The following is a 22,645-nucleotide window of genomic DNA, read 5'->3' on the forward strand; positions in this document are numbered from 1 at the left end:
TACTGACTCCGACTTGGACGTTGACTCAGAACTAGATACCGATTCTGACGCCGAAACCGAATTAGAAATCGAAATTGATTCAGAAGTATCAATCGTATAGTAGTATGTCGTTTCATTTACCGTATTAGAAGTTAGTCCATTATATAGGTTTGCAGTTACTCCTTTAGTGTTCGGATTAACTGTAGTAAAATTCGGATTATAATCTGGATGAGTTGTTTTGAGAATAGTTTGAACCAGAATACTTGATGCATAACTGTAACCCGAAGCAGCCTTAGTATAGCCATCAAAACCTATACGAATCGAAAGATAATTATCTTCATAGACAGTGACAAAGATATCGTTATCACGTTTACCCGCTTGAGCATTCGCTGTAATCTGCGCAGACTCAGTAGCGTTGATAATGCTATTAGTAGGTACAACCAAACTTGTATTATAGGTACCCGGAGACATTACTGAGGTCTCCATCACTTTGATAAAACCTGTTGTATCTGCCGAGTTGTAGTCAACCGTACCTGTATAGGTCGGATCCTTTAACCAAATTGATTTAATTACATCCCCATCATCACTAACAACTTCTGCTAAACGCTTGATATACGAGGAAGCAATCGCACCATCATTGTAGAGCGTTCCGACAGAATATAACCTTACAGTTTCTCCACCGGTTTTACTTGCATAATCATATCCTGTAAACGTCCGAACACCTGATGGAGTTGCCATTTGCCCACCAATCCCCATCATCGTGTAGGTCGCAATAGTCGTCCCATCTGTTGTTTTATAATAAGTTGTATATAGTTGATAGGTTGGAACCAGCGTGTTCGTTACCGTACCACCATTATAGAGAACCTGCAATTCCCCTGCTGTTGTAGAAGATGCCGTGCTATCTCCATACGATACAACTAGCGGAAGATTATTGGCTCCTGAATAGTTTTGGAAATAAGTAAAAGTCGCCTGTTGCCCCTTATCCAACGTATGACTTTCTACAACTGTATTCGTAGACTTATTAACCAATTCTACATACGTTGTTGAAGTAGATGAATCATAGTCTAGTGAATAGCGGAAGTAATAATTTTCCTTAACGGTAGTATCAGTCAACTGATCCGCAAACCAATTGAGTTTAGAATAATTAAAAGTAAAACGCTCCGCTTCCGAAGACGGTGTAAAGGTCGTTGTATTCGTCGGATCTGAAATTTTTGCACCATTTGCATCTGTCATGGCTGGATTTGCAACTGAAGTAGTAGCAAAAAGAACTCCCTGACCTGTGCCTACTTTGAGAGTAACTGTAGTTGATGTATCTAATGCATATGTAATGATACCATCTTCTTCGTTTTTCAGCAACTCTAACCCTAACAATTGAGAACTATTTTGAAGGGCAGAAGTAATCGTCTGAATATCTGTTGTCGTCGCATTCGAATTCCCCAACAATTGTTTCGCTGTTTCTAAATTTGTTCGGGAAACAGCTACAGCAACTGCTAAATCACTATCTGGAGCAGCCTCTAGTTTCGACTCGGCAATCCGAATAAGAATTTCTGCTTCCGACACCACTTGGTCCAAGACTTGTTGAGGAGTTTCTTCTGAAGTTGTCGACTCTGCAGTTGAACTCTCTGATAGCTCTGATGTCGTAGATGAAGACTGACTATTTTCTGAAGCAATTGTCGACTCACTTGAAGAAGTAGATTCACTAAATGAAATCGATTCACTTTCTGATATTGACTCACTTGTCGAAGCTGATATGCTATCAGATTCCGAACTACTAATAGATTCAGAGTCACTGATTGACTCTGAATGACTTGTCGACTCGGATTCACTTACTGATTGTGAAGATGTATCTGATTCCGTACCAGCATCACTCATGCTAATAGTGTCTTCGTTAGCCAACACTGATGTGGTTACTTCAGTAGCAATTACCGTATCTTCGGCAAGAACTTGCTCTGCAGTAAGTCCTCCACCGACCACAGCACTTGCAGCTACCAATCCACGCAACATCTTCGCAGCAGACTCTTGCTGACTTGCAGAAGTTAATTTTATTTTTGGACTTTCAGAAGCGCTACGTTTCCCCAATTGAATAAGCCCAATCTGTGACATAACTGTACGTACCCAATGCTTCCCAGACTTGTGCATTTTCACTCGGCTTTTACGCGAGACCTCAGTATACCGCTTTCCGTTTTTTCTTTCCATAAATACCTCATAACTTGTATATTGATATATAATTTTCTCGCAAAAACATATTTATAAATATATTTTTTTGGAGGTTTATACGATATTCTACCTAAAACAACAAAGGTTGTCAACTCTTTATGCTCAGAACATTCGTTTTTTAATACATTTGTATAAATAATAAAATAATTGCCATTTTACAGCGTTTTCAGGCATATAGAGAACCTCAATCAGTCTTTTCATTTAGACAAATCATCGTATTTTCTTAAACAAACATACATATGTTTATATATTAACTTATAAATATACCTTTGTTAATTTAGCAATTTTTTTATTGTTTTTTTAAGTGCGATACACACGTAACATCCTCGCAAAACTTTATCAAATTATTCAATATAATCGAATTCATTTTACAGATAATTAGGTAATAAATATATATTTGTTTGTACATTTTTATAAATAAGACCGAGAAAAAATATAGTTTTCTCTTAACACCAGTAAAAACACAACTCTTTTCGTATGACTAACACTCCAGCAGTCAATCAAAAGAAAGCCCCTACTTTTAATCCATCACTTCCCTCTCACTATTCAACTACCATGAATTGTATGTCTCTTATTTATAAGATTGATCGCAATAATAAAAGGGAACAACACCGTTCCCTTTATTATTATTTTTACTACTAGTATACGAACTCTAGTTAGATACATTTATTCAGTTTCTCCATTTTCTTTCTTCCGACGTTTATAGAAGCTACCAAGAAGAAGACCTGCCCCAAGGATTCCTGTCCAAGCTGATGATTATTCACCAGTATTTGGCAGCACATCTTGTTTACGCGGAGTTTGAGAGTGACGAGACGGAGTTGATTCTGACTCGGAGATAGATTCAGAGATTGATTCGGAAAGGGATTCGCTGACTGACTAGGAGATATGAAAACAAAAAAATCCCTGTTTTACAGCGTTTTCATCTACTTTGTTCAATTCTAGTTTATTTTTATAAACATATAAAGCTGTGTTTTCCTTGAACACAGCTTTATATCTATATATTGTTTTTGTTATAATACTTATTTAGAATGGCTATTTTTTGTAGGCATTTTTGATATTCTTGCATATGACCCGACGCCAAAAAACTATCCCTGTGAAGATCCAATCTCCACCGATAAGCTCTCAACTCTGCGGCTATATCAAAACCAATCAGACTCAAAATAGTTATTCTCTCTTCGATACTTTTTAACGGAAAAACATAAGTCGTCTCTACTGTTTTAGTCACACTAGTCTCGCGCTTACGATGATAATACAACGCAGTATTGGTAAATACAATCCGATCAGCCATCAAATATAGCTTCCAGGTCGTATAGTCATCCTCAACTTTTTCACCTTCAGGATAGCTAATATTCTCAAACAAGGACGCCTTATATAATTTACACCATGGAACTGTAAAACACTGACTAAAGGAAAATCGCCCATCATATTCTCTAGCAAACCATTCTTGAGGAGTATAAACCTCTCGAAAATAGTCCTTTTCTGTTACATGAAAAGCAAAACTCCCTCTCTCTTCCATAAATTGCGTAAAATTAACTACAGCAATATCCGATTCCGTCTCCTTCAACGCTTGGTACAACACTTCTATATGGTTCGGTTCTAACCAATCGTCATTATCAACAAAAAGAACAAAATCACCCGTGATTAATGGAAGGGCCGAATTACGTGCTGCTCCTACTCCTCCACCACCAAGTTTTTTGTGGATAAGTCGCACACGACCATCTGCCTGTCGATAAGCTTCACAAACTTCTGCACTCGCATCTGTTGAACCATCGTTCACTAAAATCAATTCAAAATTTGAATAGGTTTGCGAAAGAATGCTATCTATACACTGTCGCAAATAGGGCCCCGCATTATACACAGGAACAATGACAGAAACTTTTTCCATCTAGCCCTCCCTCTTTTGATAACCTTCATACAAATCAATTTTTGAACAGATTGTACGATAGAGATTAATTTGACCTGCATAGAGGGCATCACCACGACATTTTTTCAAACGCTCAACATAGGATGTAATCTGTGCGGCCGGATTGTAACCAAGTGCAACCATCAAAGAAATCCGCTCCTCTGCATTGGAAACCATTGTTGCGATATCATCATGCATGGCTGTTCTAGACAATCCCTCCGCACGCTGAGAATAGTAATAAGTTCCTTCATTAGTAAAATGAATTTGGTTAGCTTTCAAGTATAACTTGTAAATTGTTGCATCGTCTTCGCGCAGGCGACCTACAGGATAGCGAATATCCCCGAATAACTCTCGCTTAAACAACTTCAAAGGTGAAAAAGTGAATGCCAGGTGCATATTATTTTTCATATCACCTTCCAAGTCCATCCATTCTTGCACCGAGTACACTTTCTGGAAGTAGGATTCTTTTGTATGATAAAAAAGAAAACTCTGTCTTTCTTCATTAAATGAAGAAAAGTTTGTCGCTGCAATATCAGAACCCGATGCAACCGCCGCCTGATAGAGATGCTCTAAGTAAAAATCCTCTACAAAATCATCCGAATCAATAAAGGTGATATAAGAGCCTTTTGCTTCATCAATCGCACGATTCCTAGCAGCAGATACCCCCATATTCTCTTGATGTATCACACGAATACGGCTATCTTTCTTAGCATATTCCTCTAAAATAAAAGCCGAACCATCCTTCGAGCCATCATTCACCAACAGAAGTTCAAAATTGGTATGTGTTTGCTTCAGAAGCGAATCGAGACAACGTGCCAAATATGGTTTTACATTATATACCGGTACAATCACGCTGATTAAACTTTGATCCATTACTTCCTCCTCTTTATGAATCAACGACTTAGCTGGGACATCAACCCATTCCAAAACTTGATTGATATACTCCTCATCGACTACTTCCGCAATATTTTCATCATAATTAAACTCAGCTGTATGTTTGTGTTCCAATTTGACTTTAGACTCCGCCTTCATCTGGAACCATTCATATTCTGAATCAATATGACCTAAATCTATCGCTTGATAACCACGCTTTGTCAAATCATAAGAAAGCAGTTTAGCAGTCGGTCCCAACATCAAGATGACCAACCGTCCCTCAGCATGACGTAATATAGAGGAAATAATTCGATCATACGATGAGAAGGCATTTTTTGACGGGCAAATAATCCGTGAAACAGAATTGGCTTGCTCAAACAAATCATTTCCCATACCAGAACGTGATGTTTCTCCTTCAACAATTAGAATATCACGACCTGACCATAATTTTTTGATTGCCGCAAAATACCTATCAGAGTGACTCTTATCAACTAGATCAATATAAGGCCGAGACAGGAACGTCGAACCATACCACTCTGATTGGCATTCTTCTTCGTAAAAAGCACGGTACTGTTCAAAATGCTTACTCCAGAAATAACGAGCATTGCTATTGTAGCGCTCAAGATTCTGAAAAACATCTGGTAGGCACACCAACAGCTGTTCATTACTAGGCATCTGTAAAATTGCTTTCAATGCTCCAGCCAGTTCTTTATCATAAGCCTGATAAGGAATACTATGCCCTAGAATTAGATCGATTTCACCATCACCGAATCGGACAACTGAAGCATTATTTTCTTGAATAAACTCAAGGCTTTCTAAAATGGGCAACACCCGAATATCTTCTAATTTTTTCATAATACCCTACTTACATACCGCTTCAAACACCGCTTCTGTCAACAATTTTCTTGTAAAGAAGCCTTGTCGAACCAAAGAGCTAAATGAGCGGACCCTCGCTACCATTCCTTGATATTCTTCGACAGACATAGTCTCGATTCGAGCAACAGCTTCCTCTAGACTATCTACAACCATACCCAAGCCATTTTTTTCTACAATTTCTTGATTGGCTAAACCACGCTGAACAATAACAGGAATCCCTGCAGCAACAAACGCACCTAATTTATAAGGACAGTATAATTTTTGATACTCTTTATCGTGATCATCCATCCAAACCAGCCCAAATCCACCTTCTGACATTTCAATCAACAATTGCTCATCTGGTCGATAGGTAAAATGCTTCACATTTGCAGGCAACTCTACTTCCTGACGTGCATACAAGTTCAATTGAACGTCATAATCCCAAGATTTCACAAAACTAAATCGTTCTGGGGAACCTGGAAAATGGATTTCTTTTTTGAAAATTGCTGGTAACTGCGGAACATTGGTTGGATGATCCCACATTCCCTGTACAATTGTTTTTTCTACAGTTAGACCATGACGTCTTAAATTATCAATCATTTGTTGGCTCGGAGCTACTACAACATCCGCTTGATTATAATATGCAATTGTACGGTCCATCAAATAGTAATTTCCAGCAAACATCAACGGAACAACATCATGAATGAAGATGACTATTTTAATCTGATATGCACGCAATTTGGCCATTACCTTTTCGTCAAAAGCCGTTGTATTCCAAGTCGGCGTTTGAAAAATGACCACATCCCCGTGTCTAAGACCTGCAACAATCCCATCCAAACGCTTACTCAGTTCCTCTGGTGTGTCTGCATCCATGCGATAAGCATGGATAGCCATTTCACGATAGCCTAGCGATGTCGCAATATCCGTTACCATATTCTGACAGATTTGTGCGGTACTAGAAGCCGCATGTCCATTCAAATTTGTAATATATACACGCATTATTTTTTACCATATTTTTCTAATAGTCGGATTCGATACTCTAAGTTTTTATAGGCTACTACATCACCTCTTCGCAATTTGCTATCGCGATTTAACTGAGACCTCCACTTAAAAGCCGCAATTTCTTTGGACAAATCAAAACCAAGAAGCCCCAAAACTTCCAAGCGTTCTGCAACAGGTATAGTTGAAAAAATTGTGGCTTGATCCGCAGTTTGTGTCATAGAACCTTCATTGACACGATAAATTAGACTTGAGCGATGCATGTATGCAATTTTATTGGCAGCGAGATAGGTTTTCCAGGTTGTACGATCATCTTCACCAAAACCATCTGTCGGATACAATATATATTCAAACAAGGATTTTCTATACATTTTTGACCACGGAACAGTGAAGCAAAGACTGATATTGTGACCAACTCCGTATTGATAGTTAAACCATTCCTCTGGGCTATATACTGCCTCATAGTAATCTTCTGGTCCAATATGAAGGTTATAACGTCCAGTATCCTCATAGTATTGGGTGAAATTTGAAATAGCCACATCGCTACCTGTCCGTTGCATCAAGTCATATAGGTCGCTAACATGATTTGGATCTATCCAGTCATCTGCATCCACAAACACGATGTACTCTCCTGTGGCAACATCAATCGATGTATTTCTAGCAGCACCGAGACCTTCATTTTGTCGCTTATGAATAACCCTCACTCGACTATCCTGATGCTTTAACTGTTCACAAATAAGCGCAGAACCATCTTTGGAACCATCATTTATCAATAATATCTCTAAATTTTTATAATCTTGAGCCATAATTGACTCTACACACTGTCTCAGATGTTTCTCTCCATTGTAAACAGGTACGATTACACTGACTTTTTCCATGAACGCTCCCCTAAATTTTTATTCTATTACTAACTATCATAGCATGCCCAACAAATATTTGCAACGTTCATAGAAAAAGGAGGATATCCCCTTAGCGATAAATTCCGTGTTCTAGATGAGCAGACCACAAACCTGTCGCAAATGATTGTATCAAATCCGGGTCACTTAAAAAATCAACTACTGGTTGTCCGTTTAAATACCCCTGTCCCGAACAAAAGCCTGTATACTCTCGACATATCCTTATCAACGATTCTCTGATTGGCAGAAAAGTATCAGGATTTTCTTTCGGACGATTGACATCATAAGCTCCAGCTAAAAATTCTTCCTCTGTCATAGAATGCACTAATTCTCTGAGACCGCTAAAGCGACCTTCTTCATAGCCAGGTAAAGAAATATTTAATACAGGTGTTCCCAATGCTAAACTAGGAAGCGTTCCATGCAAACGAGTTGTAACAACCAATCTTGCCGACTGATATAAATATAAATAATACTTCGCCAATTTCATACGACGTTCTGTGGACATATAGATATGCGCTACGTCTACCATCAATCGTACTACTGGCAATTTTGACTCCGACTTCATTTTTTCGTAAACTTCGTTCGATACATCTACAGCCAATATAAAGTCTTGTTTCGGAACATCCTTCTCACGTTGAAGAGTCAATGTTAAACAACCCGACCAGTAAGTTTCGACTCCTATTTTTTCAAAAAACTCCTTAGTCCCATAACTTCTCGCTCCTACCGGACCAAATTTTCGGAAGAACTCCACATTTTCTTTCGAAGAAAAAATAGGCTGAACCGGACCATCAATATACATAGAAATCAACAGAGGATGAATCTGAGGATGTTTCAAAGGAAAATTTTGTGGATGATGACTGTACCAACCATTCATAATTAGCTTTATCTCTTCGTCAGTAGAGTCGGCAATAAAATCATGAAGATAATCACGATTCAGATAGTAGTCTACCTGTGGTAGAAAACGCTCGGCTGCAACCGACTGTATTTCATCACCAATATTTCCAGTACTATAACATAATAAAGCAAATTTTGTCATAAACCCTCTCTTTTCAAAAATTTTTCAATATTATAGCACAAGAAATATCTAAAACCAATTTATTTGACCATAAAAAAAGAGAGTAGGTTTTGCAACCCGTTCTCTTAATTTTTCATTATGAATTCTGCCATTTCTTCTGCCGTATCAAAAACAGCTTCTTCAAAACCATCTGTTTTTGTCGCAGTGAATGTCAATAGAGGTTTATTTCGATCTACAAGCATTTGCAAAATATCCCTAAATTTTGAACCATGATTAATATCCAAATACATATCGCAGTTATCAATCCAACGATCCGCTGTATAGTGCATAACATGTGGATAGAGCTTAACATTTTCATAGCTTGCTAATCGCTTCAATTCTGGAACGATGTCTGTAAACGCCATAATGTGAAAGTTACAATGTGGCAATAACTGCACCAAACTTTCGATCTGCTCCAATTTTGGAAATTCAAAAATAGTCAACAAATTCTTTTCAGCAGAAATCGTCAACTGGGAATGATGATGTAAAATATCGGCCCATTCTAGTTGCGAGTAACGCCACCAAACTTCTCTCAAACGACTCGTTGAATATGTCAACCATGGTTTTACCGGTGAAACATAGTGAATAATCGCTGGGAGTGGATCAAGTGGAATATCAAAAATAAATTTATAGCCAAATTGCTCTAATAATTTATCTGTCCCAATTTGGAAATTGTAGGTATCTTCAAGCAGAAGATAACGATCTTTAATGACCATATTCAAGACAGATTGATCCGCTTCTGTCAAGTTTTGATGTTCTTGACTTACTACCTCCAACAGGCGTTCCATAATTTGTTCATCTTTCCAACGTCTGTTATTAATCAACAGAACTCCTGCATTGAACCTCTCTTCTAGACCATAGCCAATCTTTGCAGCAGCAAGATAATAATCTTCAATATCTTTAGCAAATAATCCATCCAATGATCTCGTCACTACTAAGTCACTATCCAGATACAGAACCTTGTCTTCTTCAACAAATTTCGGAATAAAGAAACGAGCATACGTCATATAATTTATATGAGGTCCATTCTTAGGCAATGTCCAACCAAGCTCCACTCCGGTACCGATAAGTTTTACATCAATTAGCTGACTTCCAGTTTCTCGCATTCGTCTTCTGATATAAATAAACCATTCTTGAGGGATGTCCTGGTTAAATAGATAAATTTTTACATTGGCATTATGATAACAAATTGATTTAATAGTTGCCTCGATGTAGCGAATATAGCCATAATCTCCTGCCAATACAATTGCCTTTGTTTCCTTATTCATTCTTCTCTCCTGATACTTCAATCAACTTTCTTAATTTGTGGGATAAAAATCCGATGTTACAATTCCATTATACCATGAAAAGAATAAAATAACCGAGTAATTTACTACAGACTATTAAAGATACGGTTCTCTATAAACTTCTTGCTTGTCCTTCGTTGTTGCCTCCAATAGAAAATAAGTAGCGATGTCCTTGAGTTAGACTATGATAAAACCCATCTCCTTCATAAATTTGAAAAATCCTCATAGTCTTTTGACTTTCTTCGTCTTTATAGACATGTTGAATATAGTCATTATCCGAAAACACCTTGTCCAGCAGTTCTTGACTTGCCAGTCTTGCCTTTCCCTCAATCCGAATAACCTGAATGAGATACTCTTCTTCAGACAAGGCCGACAATGCCACGCGACCATCTTCTATTAACTGTCTATAAAAATGAGTCTCAGAACCAGTCATAAAGAAGATACCATCTTCATTCGCAGCAGTAATATGAATAGGTCGAGCGTGGGGATTTCCTGCTTCATCTACTGTCGCAAAAATCCCCAATTTCATCTCTTCCAAAATTCCCATGATTTCTTTCGTCTTCATCAGCAGTCTCCTTGACATAAATTCTACCTAGATTATAGCAAATTCTATGCAGAAAGTTAAGATGAATAAATCTAAAACCATATTCCTATATCAGATATATCATTTTAATTACTAACAGTCCAATTATAGAATATATCTAGACAGCCATTAATGATAAATACCGCATCCGCTAAAAATAAATAGAATCCATTCCCGTAGAAACCACAAAAAAAGCACCCATGAGATAATCTCTTGAGCGCCTTGAAACGTTGATATATCGCTGATAATTAACGTTTTCTAAATTGACTAGCTTTACGAGCTTTCTTAAGACCTGGTTGGGACTACAAAAATCAAATATCTGCAAAAACTTATTAAACCAAGTTTTCAAATCCCATTTTCATTAAATACAAACATTTATAACCCAACCCTACAAATAATGGATTACCATTAGATTACCAAAAATCAGTTTTTGAGCTTATGTAATTGAGAAGTGTACAAATAAATCATTACGGAAATGGCTTGTTTCGAGATAACTTCAGGTACCAAACAAGTATGTTTTGCCATATTTATTATATTCGAAAACTTATCGAACTTTACACATCATAATCATTTCCCAATATACTCCACAGCCATACCATTACCAAACTCTTGTCTATACAATCTTCTTGCTTCTGATTTATGCCTATTCACTATCTCCATCGTTTCACTAGAACAACTAATATCCGTGGTAGACCACTTATATCTACGCATATTATCTACAAAGCGCATTTCAAATTTTCTTTCTTTATACTGCCTACGATTTTTTAATCCTGAGAAACTTATAGCAACACTTAGCAAAAATTCTTCAGCAATTACTCGAACCGCTTGATAAATCGGGTTTGATAACGGGGAATCTCCGTAATTGTTTGTGACTCCAAGAGAATTGCATTTCGTAAGAAGAGCAAATGACTCCTTTAGTTCCGGGTCAACATGTGCTCCACCATCATTATTAGCGACAAAAAGTATAATATCTTTTCTTGTAAAAACATTTTGTTTATCATCAAATATTATTTCATTCCACCAATCTTCAAACGTTAAATAAAATAAACGCTCTCCTTTTCCATAAAAGTCAAGATTTGGTTTATAGGTTAACTGATTATCTTTTATCTCTAAGACAAGAAGAGTCCATGTTGAAAGTAAATTTGAAGGAGTATATAAAAAACTAGATGAAAGATAGATTACATTCCGATTTAACTGCTTGATTAAAGCTTGTGAGGATTTTGTGTGGTGTAACAAAATCCTCAGACTGCTAGCAATTCGCCTCGCTTCAGTTTCATTTCCTTCATCAAAATAATCAATTGCACGTTTTAGGTAACTAATTTGATCATTCCAATACTCCTCAAGTTCATCGGTATTCTTCTTAATTTTTACCATAGGCGCCTCCCTACTGTATTCTACATGTATTCTACTGTATTCTACTGTATTCTACTGTATTCTACTGTATTCTACTGTATTCTACTGTATTCTACTGTATTCTACTGTATTCTACTGTATTCTACTGTATTCTACTGTATTCTACTGTATTCTACTGTATTCTACTGTATTCTACTGTATTCTACTGTATTCTACTGTATTCTACTGTATTCTACTGTATTCTACTGTATTCTACTGTATTCTTATTACTAATAGTATCCTGACTGCAGTCATTTATCAACTAAAAGATAATACTGATTGCGGTCATTTTTACTTGAACCAAACCAAGTAATGATTTCTAAATCACGAAGTTTATGTAACATTTTAACAACAAATGAGCGACTTCTACCAGTCAATTCAACAGCTTTTGCCGTTGTCATTCTCTCGCCTGAATTATACATATAGTGGATAATCAGTTGCTCATCTGCTGTTAATTCACCAAAATCAGAGAACTGTTTTTCCAAACTGTCTCGTGTGCGCAGATGTCGGCTGACAATATTATTCTCAAGCGTCAGGACAACCTTATTCCCAGGTTCTGAGTATTTAGGTTCATGGAGAAAAGCAGATTCCATCTCAGAATAGATACGCTTAACACCTTCATTCATCTCACGTACCCAACCGAACTCTGTCAAGGTTCTAGCAATGCGAGGGTTTCTCGAAAAACGTTCATGCTTGATATTTTCAACTGTTACAATATTAGGTAATTTCCCTGGGCTATGAATCTCTAGTCGATCATCAAACATAAGGACACGAATGTGATCTCCATAGACAGAATAATCACGGTGAGTTACGGCATTGACAACACCTTCAACCCAAGCAAATTCAGGATACTCAGGTAAAATTTGGAATTGCCCGTTGTCATCTAAATACTGAAATTCACGAAGCTGAGTACGGATAAAATCTCTAACCTTGATAATCAAAGTTGGGAGAGCATCATCAAAGGTCACTTCCTTGATAACATTAAAACTACTTCCAGTCCCCATGTCAGTACCATCAAACCGTTGAAAACGAACACGCGCTTGAGGAAAGAAAGCTGACGGATATTTACCAAAAAGCAAAATGGCTGCCTTAGTTAATTTCCCATTGATTAGAAAACGACGAGCTTTGAGAATTTCTTCTGTAGAACGATCTGAAATATCAAAACGATTTTTAAAATCCTGAACCAGATGGTCATCAATATCTTCCAAGGTCGCATCAGATACAATTTCATCCTCAAAGAAACGTTGTCCCTTATCATAGCTGAGCTGAGTGCGTTGCTCGTAGCTCAACTTGACCGTTTCATCACCCTGACGAAGATAAACCTCATCACTTGGTGCTGCAATCACACGATTTGACGACAATTCCACAGAGATAACTAAAATAAGATCTTCTTCCCCCTTATGATTAACCGCAGGGATTTCTTCAAAAGATAGATCCAAAGGAGTCTCACGCATCTCACGATCAATCTTTTTGAAATCTTCAATCGGATAAGCTTTCCCATCTTTGAAACCTGTAATAATATTACCCTGTTTCTCATCTTCAATACCAATAACTAACTGACCTCCGTCCGCATTTGCAAAAGCAATCAGGTGTTTGAGAAGTTCAGAAGGTTTCTTTCTAGCTGATTTTCTATCTAGGTATTGGTTTTCTGGAGAAAATTGATAGTGAGATAAGTTTTGATTCATATAGTTCTCCTTAAACATATAAAAAATAATTAAAAATTCATGATTTACAAAGTCCTAGATTTTAAATGTACAATATTATTTCTCTCTTGTAACAACGTCTCCTTTGGAATGTCCATAAGCTCTGAAAGTATCTCTACTGGAAGAGGATAGCCGTACTTAAGATTAAATCGCTGGACTATAGATTGATTTTCAAATAAGCCCGCATCCGTCAGTAATTTATATGCCTGTTTAGCAAGGATTGGTCGTGATACTGGAATACTTGTATCCTCTGGCTCCTCTCTTCGCCATCCTCTGGCACTCATTCTTTTTTGTAGACGAGTATATTGTTCCGAATTTAACAAACCCAAATCCTTTGCACGATAAATCATACTGGCTATAGATACATTCCACTTAGACTTCAATTTCAAATAATATACGAGGTCTTCTTCATGTCCTTTTAGATCTTCGGAAAAAGCAGAGGCTGGTAATAAAAAACTCGAAGCAAATCTATTAGCTTCTTGCTCCATTTGTCTATATTCAACATTGGAAAGCTCCTGTGGATATACTGTTCTAGCATGCAAAACCCAATGCCCTAACTCATGAGCCAAGCTAAATTGTTGCCTGAAAAAATTATTATTATCTTGGTCGATTAAAATACAATAATATCTCTCAGAATCTGTTCCCATTTTCAATTCAACAAAACTTCCAAAAGCATCCACTTTCTCAGACTTTGAATTAATTATTGCAATATGGAAGCCATTTGTTTCTAGTAACCTGAGAACACTGGAAATTGGGTTATCACCCAATCCCCAACTCTTTCTTATCTGATCTGCAACTTCCTCTGGTGAAGCATTTTCATGACTTTCAAATTCTGCTAATTTCGGGAAATCAACATAATCTTCAAAAAAATTCGCCAAGAGAGCCAGTGCTTTTTTTAGCATCTCACTAGACTTCTTCTCAGTTTGTGAGGATGTTAACTTACTCCTATAAAAAGTTCCTAAATCAGTAGTTATAAATTTATCTTTTGTTTGATAGAAGGACAGCGGAAATTTCAGTTCAAAAATTATTTTTTGCAATACCTCAGAACTCGGCTTTGATAAATTCTTTTCGTATTTAGAAATCATCTGTTTAGAAACTCCAACGTTCTCCGCCAATTGGCTAATGGAATAATGTCTAAAATATCTCGATTCCCTAAGTCTATCTCCATTAAATTCTTGAGCCATTATAACGTTCCTTTTACTATTGGTTTTAATGTAACGAGTTGAGGCTCATCTACTAAATCATTCACCTGTTCATCACGTATAGCCTCAGTTCTAATTATACCAGCTGAACTTGGAAGCAAGTGAGAAATATCTACTGAACCAACTGATAAAAATTGTGGAGTGTAGTCTTCTAACGAAGCACTCACAGCTTCTTGACCTACATAATCAACAATCAAGAATCTAATCTTAGTCACATGTTCACAATACTCACCAAGCATCCTAATCAGATCAGCTTCTTTTCTTTTCACTTCAGAGCTATCAGCATCAAAAAGAGAAAGCTGTTCCACTTCTTGTTCAGGATAAAGCCCCTCATTTTTCAAAAGTAAACTTAAGGTATAATGAGTAGAGGTTCCATTTTTGAAATATCGATTACGAATTGTCCTAAAATTATTTTTGGAGAAGAAGGCTATTAGTTCACCTGTCTCAATATTCAATATAGGGTCAAATTGCCAAATCCCCCTCTTAATATGCAAAACTTTCCAAATACTAGTATTTTCAAATAATCCTTGAAGCATATCCGCTCTTCGTGCCCATGTAGCCTGATAAATTCCATTTTGACTAGTCTCTGAGATAGCAACTTTAAAATCCTGCTCCAGATGCCTAGTTGTAAAACTCATCGCTTCCAAACACTTGATGATTACTTCCCTTTCAATATTATAACTATGTTTCATTTATTCACCTCAATTCATATGTTATCTTAACCACATTATAACAGAGAAAGGAGACAAAAACAAGAAAAACCACCAAAAAAGTCAACCGCTTTTTGTGGTGGTTTATGCATCTACCCCATCTCCTTCACTTTACTTTCAATAAATTCAATTTCATCATCCGAAAGACCATATTTTCGATAGAGTTGTGCGTTTATCTCGGATATTGATTGTGACCAATCAATATCCGAGTTAGATGTAAAGTCCTGGAGGGGGACAAAGCGATAAGTTTTTCTAGTTCCATTTTGATTCGCTTTCGCAACGCTAATTAAGAATCTCACAAATCTAGTGGTTAAGTATTTTCCTAAATTCTTAGACGAATCTAATGACAAATTTAAACTAGCTCCAATAACAAGATAAGTTTCCGTACAAATTTCCTTAGGACTCGCAATGATAGTGTTCAAATTGTCATCTGATAAATCAGTTCCAATGTTATTTGCAAATGCAGTTAAAACTTTGTAGTTCTCAATAATACTAGTATTTTTTGAAATTAGCGAAGAATCAATATACCCTACATTACCTTTACTGGCATATACTCTTAAATCATTTGCACTTGATGACTCAACTGATAGTTTATATGTCGTTGGTATCCCAAAAGGGTTACGCTCAGATATATACTTATAAAGCATTCTATTACTATTCTCATACTCTCCTACAATCATTTGCTTTTTTAGCAGTTTATCAAGGAGTTTAAAAGAACTAGACTCCGAAATAAAAATATCTAATTCTCTCAATCTATACGGTCTAAACCCAGTATCAAAAAGCTTGCCATTCTTGAATGTATTTACTAAAATATCAGATTTTTTGTTATCAAAAGAGCTATCCCAAAGAAAAAAATTCACCCCACCTCTTAAGTTGACATTACTGAAAACATCGTTCGGAGTCAAGTAGTTATTAAATACTTTAAAATGCCTATCTTCTAATAAGCGATTTCTAAATTCATCTAAGCCTTTCCCTCCTAAAAACCATACACTTGGCGTTATCAATGTTATATAGCGAGGGGATAACGAAATAGCTAAATCGATAAATTTATCATATAAAGGCTTGGCGCTGCCATTCCCCGAAGAATTATCACTTTCCTGATACGGAGGATTTCCTATCACTACATCAAATTTCACCTTGTTAAATACCTCCTCGACTAGTTTTTTACCTTGTTCAATATCTGTTTTAAGCGTTTCTGTCAGTTTCTCAATGTAAGTTACATTAGTCTTATACTTCCGATAGCCTGTCAGTGTACGTTCAGTGATGGTTTTTGCCATTGGTGTTTTGGCAATAGCATAGATGTTATTCGCTAAAATCTCCTGATAGACTTGGTCAGCTTCAAAACGATTATCATCATTTTCTGCCACTCGTTGATAATACAGACTAATGGCACTATGAAGGGGATAGAGACCTGTCTTCGAGTTGATGTCTAAAATTTTAGTTTCTTTCTGATAAATAGATGAGGCAATCTCATTGTCTACCCAGTGAAGATTTGACGTCGCACCATCTGTCACCGACTCAAAGTTATCATCATAGAAATTCAAACCGCCTACCGACTTAGATACTTGTAGATTTACCACGCGCCACGGTGTCAGTACCGTTTCCTTGTCAGGATTTTTAAAGGTGCTAAACAGCTCTGCAATCTGCTCTGCCCGCTCGATGAAGTCCAGGTCCTCAAATGATTTGGCACGCTGACGGATAATACGACCCGCTTCGATAAAGACCTCAGCATCATAATACTTGGTAATCTCACTAAACATTCCCTTGGTGAAACCTTTTGGCATGAACTCTTTCCACGATTCATCATCCACCTGCTTGATAAAGTCCTGAATGGTGATGTCTTTTGATAAATCGACCGCCATACCGTAAATCATCATCGGAATACGGATAGATACCCCACGTAAAATAGAGATCATATTTTTCCGCTGTTTCTTAGCTTCTTTTTGTTTTTCGATAACTTCCAGCTCTTCTGGAGTCCGTTTAACTTTGGGTTTCTTCTTAGCCCGTTCAGCTTGCTCGTGTTCTTCATCTGTCAAACCATTTTCGTTAATCACAACTTTCTTAGGTGTTTTTTGACTCTGCGTCTTACCAACGATAGCATTGAGTTTGGTAAACATACTTGCATCATCAGCAGTTAAAGTTAGAAGATTATCATTATAGAGACTGTCGTCTTCAAAACCTGACCGCACTGCCTTTTCAGCATAAACTTTCTTGAGCTGTGTCAACATTCTATCGACATCGTAAGTCTTCATACCATGCTCAGAAGCCCCTAAAATTGGCATAAAGTTTAACAGACGAGCCATAGCTTGCTTTTGTGCTTTCGTATTTTTCTTCCCTACACCTGAGTTAATCTGAGCACTCTCCGCCATGACAGTCAAGGCTCTATCAGGAGCAAAATCAAAGACATAGCAATTGGTCTTCATTCCCAATTTCTCATGTGAGAAAGGCGTCTGGGCACGAAAGGCAGCTTGCAGGTAGTTCATGGCACTATTGGTATTTGACAAGAACATGACCGCTGTCCACTCTGGGATATTGACGCCTGTTGTCAACTTACGAACAGTCAGGGTAATGGTTTTTGTCTGAGATGGGTCTTGACCAATAGCAGAGCGAACTTTCTCTATATCCGCATCGTTAGCAATTCCGTCATCGCTACTTGAGCCTCGAACCACGTTAACAATTTTGTATTCTTTCCCGAAAATCGGATGTTCTTTCAGCAAGTCCTCAAAGGCATTAGCTTCCTTAACACCTGGCATGAGCCAAAGTGTATGCCGCAACTCCTCACGATAATTCTTCGTTGAGAAAGGGTAATTAGTACTGCTATCTGGATGCGTAATATTGTCTAAGAACTGACAAACCTCTTGCCGATAAACAAGTTTGCCATCCTCAGACACACGGAAGAACTCTCTGAAGTTGAACGATTTGCTCTCATCGGAAAAACGTTCCTTGTGTTTCATTTCAAAAGTGTACATCGATACTTTTGGTAACGTTTCATAAGGGTTTGGCTCATTTGGACGTTCTAATTCCCACTTCTTCTTAGCCTGTTGTTCCATGACATAGTCCCAAGTATAGACTTGCTCCTCATCAAATTGATCCAAAAGATTAAATGGCGTCCCAGATAGTTCTAGTATTCTTGTATGCTCTTTGACCAATTCCTTCATAACGGTGTCACTGAGCTCGGTTTGCGTTCCCTCGTGCGCCTCATCAATGATGATCAAATCCCAATCCACATCCGCAAAATCTTTCAGGTTGGTTTGTCCACCATTGTATCGAAGGAGTTGGATGGAGGCAAAATAGATAAATGGTTTCTCACCTCGCTTCAGGTTTTCAAGCGTTTCTCCTTTATTGACAGAGCCAAAGTCGTAGCCTGCCTCACTCATCTTCATTTTCTTGAAATCATCAAACCAAGAATCTGCCACAACAGGGCGATGTGTCATGATAAGAACTTTTTGAAAGGCTTCATTCTTGACTAATTGTAAGGACGTCAAGGTCTTACCAAAACGCATTTTGGCATTCCAAAGCATCTTATCTTTTTTCTTAAAGACTTTTTGCGTCTGCTCGACTGCGGCTTCTTGTTCTGGACGAAGGGTGATGACTGGTTCCTCAATAAATGATTCTTTGGCAGTAATATTTAAATAATTTCTACCTTCTTTAACCGCTTTAATGGCAGCCTTAGCTGTCTCTAAATCTGTCTTGAACCACTCTGTTCCTTCCAGTTGATCAGCCCGCTTAATCCCTGAACGCTTCAAGACATTATGCACATCATAATCATGAAACCATGACTTGGTTGCCTTTTTATAAGCAAGCTCTACCCAGCCAAGCGTGTAAGGCAAACCAGATGTTTTCATATACTGGTTGATACGTTTTGGGGCAACTGTTCTCAAAAAGTCACTATTGGGTGACCAATCCGTCTCAATGTCATCCGAAGAAACCGTCCCCTCACCGATTTTTTGCGTGCCTTCAAAAGCGTTAAATAGCCCACTGTCATTATTAACCGTTTGAATATAGATAAACTTCCGCTCAGCCGTGGTGTACATTTCTTGTGCTCGTGGTTCTAAAAACTGACCGATTGCACCTGCTTTAATATCTGGTTCAATATATGTCAGCATGACCCAAGCTAGGATTTCAAAGACTTGTTTCAACGATTTTAAAGCATTTTCTTTCGTCGCATCTTCTGGATTGAGGACATGAGCAGAATTATTCCCCTTGCCCTTGATGTCATAGAAATGATCAATAATAGTCTTATTATCAATAAGGCCTTTTATCTCACTTAGCACATCGTTAAAAGTCGCACGTTCACGAATATCTAGGTATTCTCTATCAGCAACCAACCTTGCTGTATTTTCAGCAACTTTCCTCACTTTTGTTAGCGTGCCTTCATAATCCCCGTGCGTATAATTTTCTTCAGCCATATTTATAGTTCTAAAAAGCTCGGCTGTATCTATATCAATTGCCAAAAATTCGAAATTTGAAATCATAGCCTAATCTCCTAGCAAATACACTTTCTGAATACTTATCTCTTCTATTGCATCTGTTTTTTCAACAACTTCATCTTCTATTTTAAATTCATCATCGATATCAAAAAAGCTCAGTTGTCCTTCTACGACTGCCCTATCATCTTCAACCTCTTTACCTAAAAGTTCTGATAATGCAAAAGGAATTTTTCTCACCAAACTAGGATGTCCTTTAACCATTTGCCATTCATTAAACCTGATAGGCTCCCCTGTGACTGGGTGCTGCTGAGTCAAGGTATTTCCTCTCACAATATTTTTATGAATAAGATAGTGAGCTGATTTGTAGATATCACTCTTACTACTCAGTTTCACACTAAAAGTTCTTTCATACCAATCTAGGTAATAAAGAAACATGCGCGATCGTGCCACTTCTAGGTTATCTTCTAAAAACTCTATGCCATAAATAGACGAGAGAGCAACTAAAGACTTTGTTTTCCAATTTCTTTTGTCATACTGTCTGACCACTGCCTTTAGTTTTCTCTCCAAAATAGCTTGCAAAAAATTGCCATCACCTGCAGATGGCTCTAAAAAGGTCTTATATACACTTTCACAAGCTTCTTTCACACCCGGAGTATCCAGCATTTTCTGAACCATCCAGGCAGGTGTAAAGACTTCACCATGTTTTTGAACACGTTGTTTTGATTTGATTAAATTCTCTTCCAAAGCCAACTCCTTGAAAACGTTTATCTTGACTATCATTATACCATTTTCCAATGAACACTACTAGATTTCATCAGCGCTTTATCCAAAAAACGTCAAATAAAATTGGTACACGATTTTTAACAAATGCTTTTCAAAAATCACGAAAAAACACCCCATGGTGTGAACCATGAAGTGTTGTAAATGCAGCATTGTAGCTGGTTCTTAACGTTTTGAGAATTGTGAAGCTTTACGTGCTTTCTTAAGACCTGGTTTCTTACGTTCAACCATACGAGCGTCACGTGTAAGAAGGCCTGCGCGTTTCAATGAATCGCGGAAGTCTGGGTCTACTTGAAGCAATGCACGCGCGATACCGTGACGGATCGCACCTGATTGACCACCGTAACCACCACCGTTCACGTTAACGAAAACGTCGTATGAACCTTGTGTTGAAGTTACTGCGAATGGTTGGTTGATAACCAAACGAAGGTCAGCGTGTGGGATGTACTCTTCTACATCTTTTTTGTTTACTGTGATTTTACCAGTACCTGGGACCAAACGTACGCGTGCAACCGCGTTTTTACGACGACCAGTACCTGTGTATTGTGCTTGTGCCATTTAGATTACGTCCTTTCCCTTAGATAAGACCTGAAATATCAAGTACTTCTGGTTGTTGTGCAGCGTGAGTGTGCTCAGCACCTACAAACACTTTCAATTTCATGCCTTGTGCACGACCAAGTGTGTTGTGTGGAAGCATACCTTTAACTGATTTTTCAATCAAACGAACAGCGTTTTTAGAACGCAATTCACCAGCTGAGATTGATTTCAATCCGCCTGGGTGGTTTGAGTGAGTGTAGTAGATTTTATCAGTTGCTTTTTTACCAGTCAATTTCACTTTCTCAGCGTTGATAACGATAACGAAGTCACCAGTATCAGTGTGAGGTGTGAAAGTTGGTTTGTTTTTACCGCGAAGAACGCTAGCAACTACTGCTGAAAGGCGTCCAAGAGGTACATCAGTAGCGTCTACTACATACCATTTACGTTCAACTTGGCCTGGTTTAGCCATAAATGTTGTTTTGTTCATGATTTCTCCTATACGAATCGTTTTTGTTTACTGGGCGGATGTTCCGGTCCGCGGGTATTTGGAAGGTTCCGGGGCCTTTCAAATGGGGTAAACAATACCGTCTACCATTTTATCAAATCTACTAGTCTCCGTCAAGCTATTTTACCTTACTTTTTTTATTTTTTGAAAGATAGCAGAGCTGCTGAGAATGAAAGCCTTATCAGGTTTACTTTTCCTACTGACCTAGCTGTCCAGGTAAGACCAGCTTCTCTTTATAAGGGAAGGTCTTATCAAATTCTTCCAAGACCAATTCATCCACCGTGTAACCCGGCGGATCTGTAAACCACCAGTCCCGGCCTTCCAGAACTTCTGGTCGGAACAACTTGACCAAGAAATAATCAGCTTCTGGGTCCGCCTGATAACGAACGCCGACCTCCTTCCCCTTGACAAAACCAAATCGACTGTAGTAATCAGGAGAGCCTGTAATGGCCACCAAGACTGCTCCGCTATTTTCCGCCAAAGCCAGCGAATACTACAAAAGTGCCTGACCGTAACCACGACCTTGCTGGTCTGGCGAGATGCTAAAGGGACCAAAGGTCAGACTGGGCAGGCGAGCGCCGTCTGCCGTGATCTCCGACGCGACATAGAGGATATGCCCCACCAGCTGACCGTCGGCTTCCGCCACAAGATTGAGGTCTTTTATGACGTGTTTTTGCTCCCGTAACTGATGCACAATCAGATGCTCCGTCGCACTCAGATAATAGTCCTTCAGTTTACTTT

At 38.0% G+C, this 22,645-nt stretch carries 17 protein-coding genes and 1 pseudogene; all 18 read right to left on the minus strand.

From position 1 onward, the window contains the following. Window positions 1-2,070 precede the first annotated feature (2,070 nt). Window positions 2,071-2,175, minus strand: a pseudogene (locus GPW69_RS10960) (KxYKxGKxW signal peptide domain-containing protein); the annotation flags it as partial. 1,015 nt (window positions 2,176-3,190) lie between these two features. Beyond that, a complete protein-coding gene (locus tag GPW69_RS09070) occupies window positions 3,191-4,081 on the minus strand; it encodes a glycosyltransferase family 2 protein (protein ID WP_044669328.1) in 891 nt (296 codons plus the stop codon). Continuing rightward, window positions 4,082-5,827: an SP_1767 family glycosyltransferase gene (locus GPW69_RS09075; RefSeq protein ID WP_074391654.1), complete on the minus strand. Its 1,746-nt coding sequence runs from the start codon at window positions 5,825-5,827 to the stop codon at window positions 4,082-4,084. A gap of 6 nt (window positions 5,828-5,833) precedes the next feature. Then, window positions 5,834-6,826, minus strand: a complete 993-nt coding sequence (locus GPW69_RS09080) for a sugar transferase (protein ID WP_074391653.1) — start codon at window positions 6,824-6,826, stop codon at window positions 5,834-5,836. Then, a complete protein-coding gene (locus tag GPW69_RS09085) occupies window positions 6,826-7,704 on the minus strand; it encodes a glycosyltransferase family 2 protein (RefSeq protein ID WP_044683227.1) in 879 nt (292 codons plus the stop codon). Before GPW69_RS09085 ends, GPW69_RS09080 begins: the two co-directional genes overlap by 1 nt. Window positions 7,705-7,795: 91 nt before the next feature. Beyond that, a complete protein-coding gene (locus GPW69_RS09090; protein ID WP_024401298.1) occupies window positions 7,796-8,758 on the minus strand; it encodes a polysaccharide pyruvyl transferase family protein in 963 nt (320 codons plus the stop codon). Between the two features lie 104 nt (window positions 8,759-8,862). Further along, on the minus strand, window positions 8,863-10,044 hold the full coding sequence (locus GPW69_RS09095) for a glycosyltransferase (RefSeq protein WP_044680229.1): 1,182 nt from the start codon (window positions 10,042-10,044) through the stop codon (window positions 8,863-8,865). Window positions 10,045-10,174: 130 nt separating this feature from the next. Next, complete coding sequence (locus GPW69_RS09100; RefSeq protein ID WP_044681391.1) at window positions 10,175-10,627, minus strand: pyridoxamine 5'-phosphate oxidase family protein; 453 nt, start codon at window positions 10,625-10,627, stop codon at window positions 10,175-10,177. A gap of 585 nt (window positions 10,628-11,212) precedes the next feature. Then, window positions 11,213-12,019, minus strand: a complete 807-nt coding sequence (locus GPW69_RS09105; RefSeq protein ID WP_074391652.1) for a hypothetical protein — start codon at window positions 12,017-12,019, stop codon at window positions 11,213-11,215. 269 nt (window positions 12,020-12,288) lie between these two features. Beyond that, on the minus strand, window positions 12,289-13,722 hold the full coding sequence (locus GPW69_RS09110; RefSeq protein ID WP_044683229.1) for an ATP-binding protein: 1,434 nt from the start codon (window positions 13,720-13,722) through the stop codon (window positions 12,289-12,291). A gap of 44 nt (window positions 13,723-13,766) precedes the next feature. After that, window positions 13,767-14,924, minus strand: coding sequence for a helix-turn-helix domain-containing protein (locus GPW69_RS09115; protein ID WP_074391651.1), 1,158 nt, complete (start codon window positions 14,922-14,924; stop codon window positions 13,767-13,769). Then, a complete protein-coding gene (locus GPW69_RS09120; RefSeq protein WP_044763680.1) occupies window positions 14,924-15,634 on the minus strand; it encodes a DUF5986 family protein in 711 nt (236 codons plus the stop codon). Before GPW69_RS09120 ends, GPW69_RS09115 begins: the two co-directional genes overlap by 1 nt. A 110-nt stretch (window positions 15,635-15,744) precedes the next feature. Beyond that, window positions 15,745-20,127, minus strand: coding sequence for an Eco57I restriction-modification methylase domain-containing protein (locus GPW69_RS09125; protein ID WP_074391650.1), 4,383 nt, complete (start codon window positions 20,125-20,127; stop codon window positions 15,745-15,747). A 3-nt stretch (window positions 20,128-20,130) separates the two neighbouring features. After that, complete coding sequence (locus GPW69_RS09130; RefSeq protein WP_044683233.1) at window positions 20,131-20,826, minus strand: DNA methyltransferase family protein; 696 nt, start codon at window positions 20,824-20,826, stop codon at window positions 20,131-20,133. Window positions 20,827-21,027: 201 nt separating this feature from the next. Beyond that, window positions 21,028-21,420: a 30S ribosomal protein S9 gene (gene rpsI, locus GPW69_RS09135; RefSeq protein WP_002942223.1), complete on the minus strand. Its 393-nt coding sequence runs from the start codon at window positions 21,418-21,420 to the stop codon at window positions 21,028-21,030. 19 nt (window positions 21,421-21,439) lie between these two features. Further along, window positions 21,440-21,886, minus strand: coding sequence for a 50S ribosomal protein L13 (gene rplM, locus GPW69_RS09140; protein WP_002876943.1), 447 nt, complete (start codon window positions 21,884-21,886; stop codon window positions 21,440-21,442). 214 nt (window positions 21,887-22,100) lie between these two features. Then, on the minus strand, window positions 22,101-22,385 hold the full coding sequence (locus GPW69_RS09145; protein WP_105095933.1) for a hypothetical protein: 285 nt from the start codon (window positions 22,383-22,385) through the stop codon (window positions 22,101-22,103). 12 nt (window positions 22,386-22,397) lie between these two features. Beyond that, window positions 22,398-22,598, minus strand: coding sequence for a GNAT family N-acetyltransferase (locus tag GPW69_RS09150; RefSeq protein WP_052502203.1), 201 nt, complete (start codon window positions 22,596-22,598; stop codon window positions 22,398-22,400). Window positions 22,599-22,645: the final 47 nt, after the last annotated feature.

This window comes from Streptococcus suis (assembly GCF_902702775.1).
In the GTDB taxonomy this organism is placed as follows: domain Bacteria; phylum Bacillota; class Bacilli; order Lactobacillales; family Streptococcaceae; genus Streptococcus; species Streptococcus hashimotonensis.

What these genes read in the sequence shown, in the direction of transcription:
- GPW69_RS09125 (WP_074391650.1), bottom strand. Translation starts at nt 20,127, where the DNA reads ATGATTTCAAATTTCGAATTTTTGGCAATTGATATAGATACAGCCGAG.
- GPW69_RS09095 (WP_044680229.1), bottom strand. Translation starts at nt 10,044, where the DNA reads ATGAATAAGGAAACAAAGGCAATTGTATTGGCAGGAGATTATGGCTAT.
- rplM (WP_002876943.1), bottom strand. Translation starts at nt 21,886, where the DNA reads ATGAACAAAACAACATTTATGGCTAAACCAGGCCAAGTTGAACGTAAA.
- GPW69_RS09090 (WP_024401298.1), bottom strand. Translation starts at nt 8,758, where the DNA reads ATGACAAAATTTGCTTTATTATGTTATAGTACTGGAAATATTGGTGAT.
- GPW69_RS09085 (WP_044683227.1), bottom strand. Translation starts at nt 7,704, where the DNA reads ATGGAAAAAGTCAGTGTAATCGTACCTGTTTACAATGGAGAGAAACAT.
- GPW69_RS09080 (WP_074391653.1), bottom strand. Translation starts at nt 6,826, where the DNA reads ATGCGTGTATATATTACAAATTTGAATGGACATGCGGCTTCTAGTACC.
- GPW69_RS09075 (WP_074391654.1), bottom strand. Translation starts at nt 5,827, where the DNA reads ATGAAAAAATTAGAAGATATTCGGGTGTTGCCCATTTTAGAAAGCCTT.
- GPW69_RS09100 (WP_044681391.1), bottom strand. Translation starts at nt 10,627, where the DNA reads ATGAAGACGAAAGAAATCATGGGAATTTTGGAAGAGATGAAATTGGGG.
- GPW69_RS09070 (WP_044669328.1), bottom strand. Translation starts at nt 4,081, where the DNA reads ATGGAAAAAGTTTCTGTCATTGTTCCTGTGTATAATGCGGGGCCCTAT.
- GPW69_RS09115 (WP_074391651.1), bottom strand. Translation starts at nt 14,924, where the DNA reads ATGGCTCAAGAATTTAATGGAGATAGACTTAGGGAATCGAGATATTTT.
- GPW69_RS09120 (WP_044763680.1), bottom strand. Translation starts at nt 15,634, where the DNA reads ATGAAACATAGTTATAATATTGAAAGGGAAGTAATCATCAAGTGTTTG.
- rpsI (WP_002942223.1), bottom strand. Translation starts at nt 21,420, where the DNA reads ATGGCACAAGCACAATACACAGGTACTGGTCGTCGTAAAAACGCGGTT.
- GPW69_RS09105 (WP_074391652.1), bottom strand. Translation starts at nt 12,019, where the DNA reads ATGGTAAAAATTAAGAAGAATACCGATGAACTTGAGGAGTATTGGAAT.
- GPW69_RS09110 (WP_044683229.1), bottom strand. Translation starts at nt 13,722, where the DNA reads ATGAATCAAAACTTATCTCACTATCAATTTTCTCCAGAAAACCAATAC.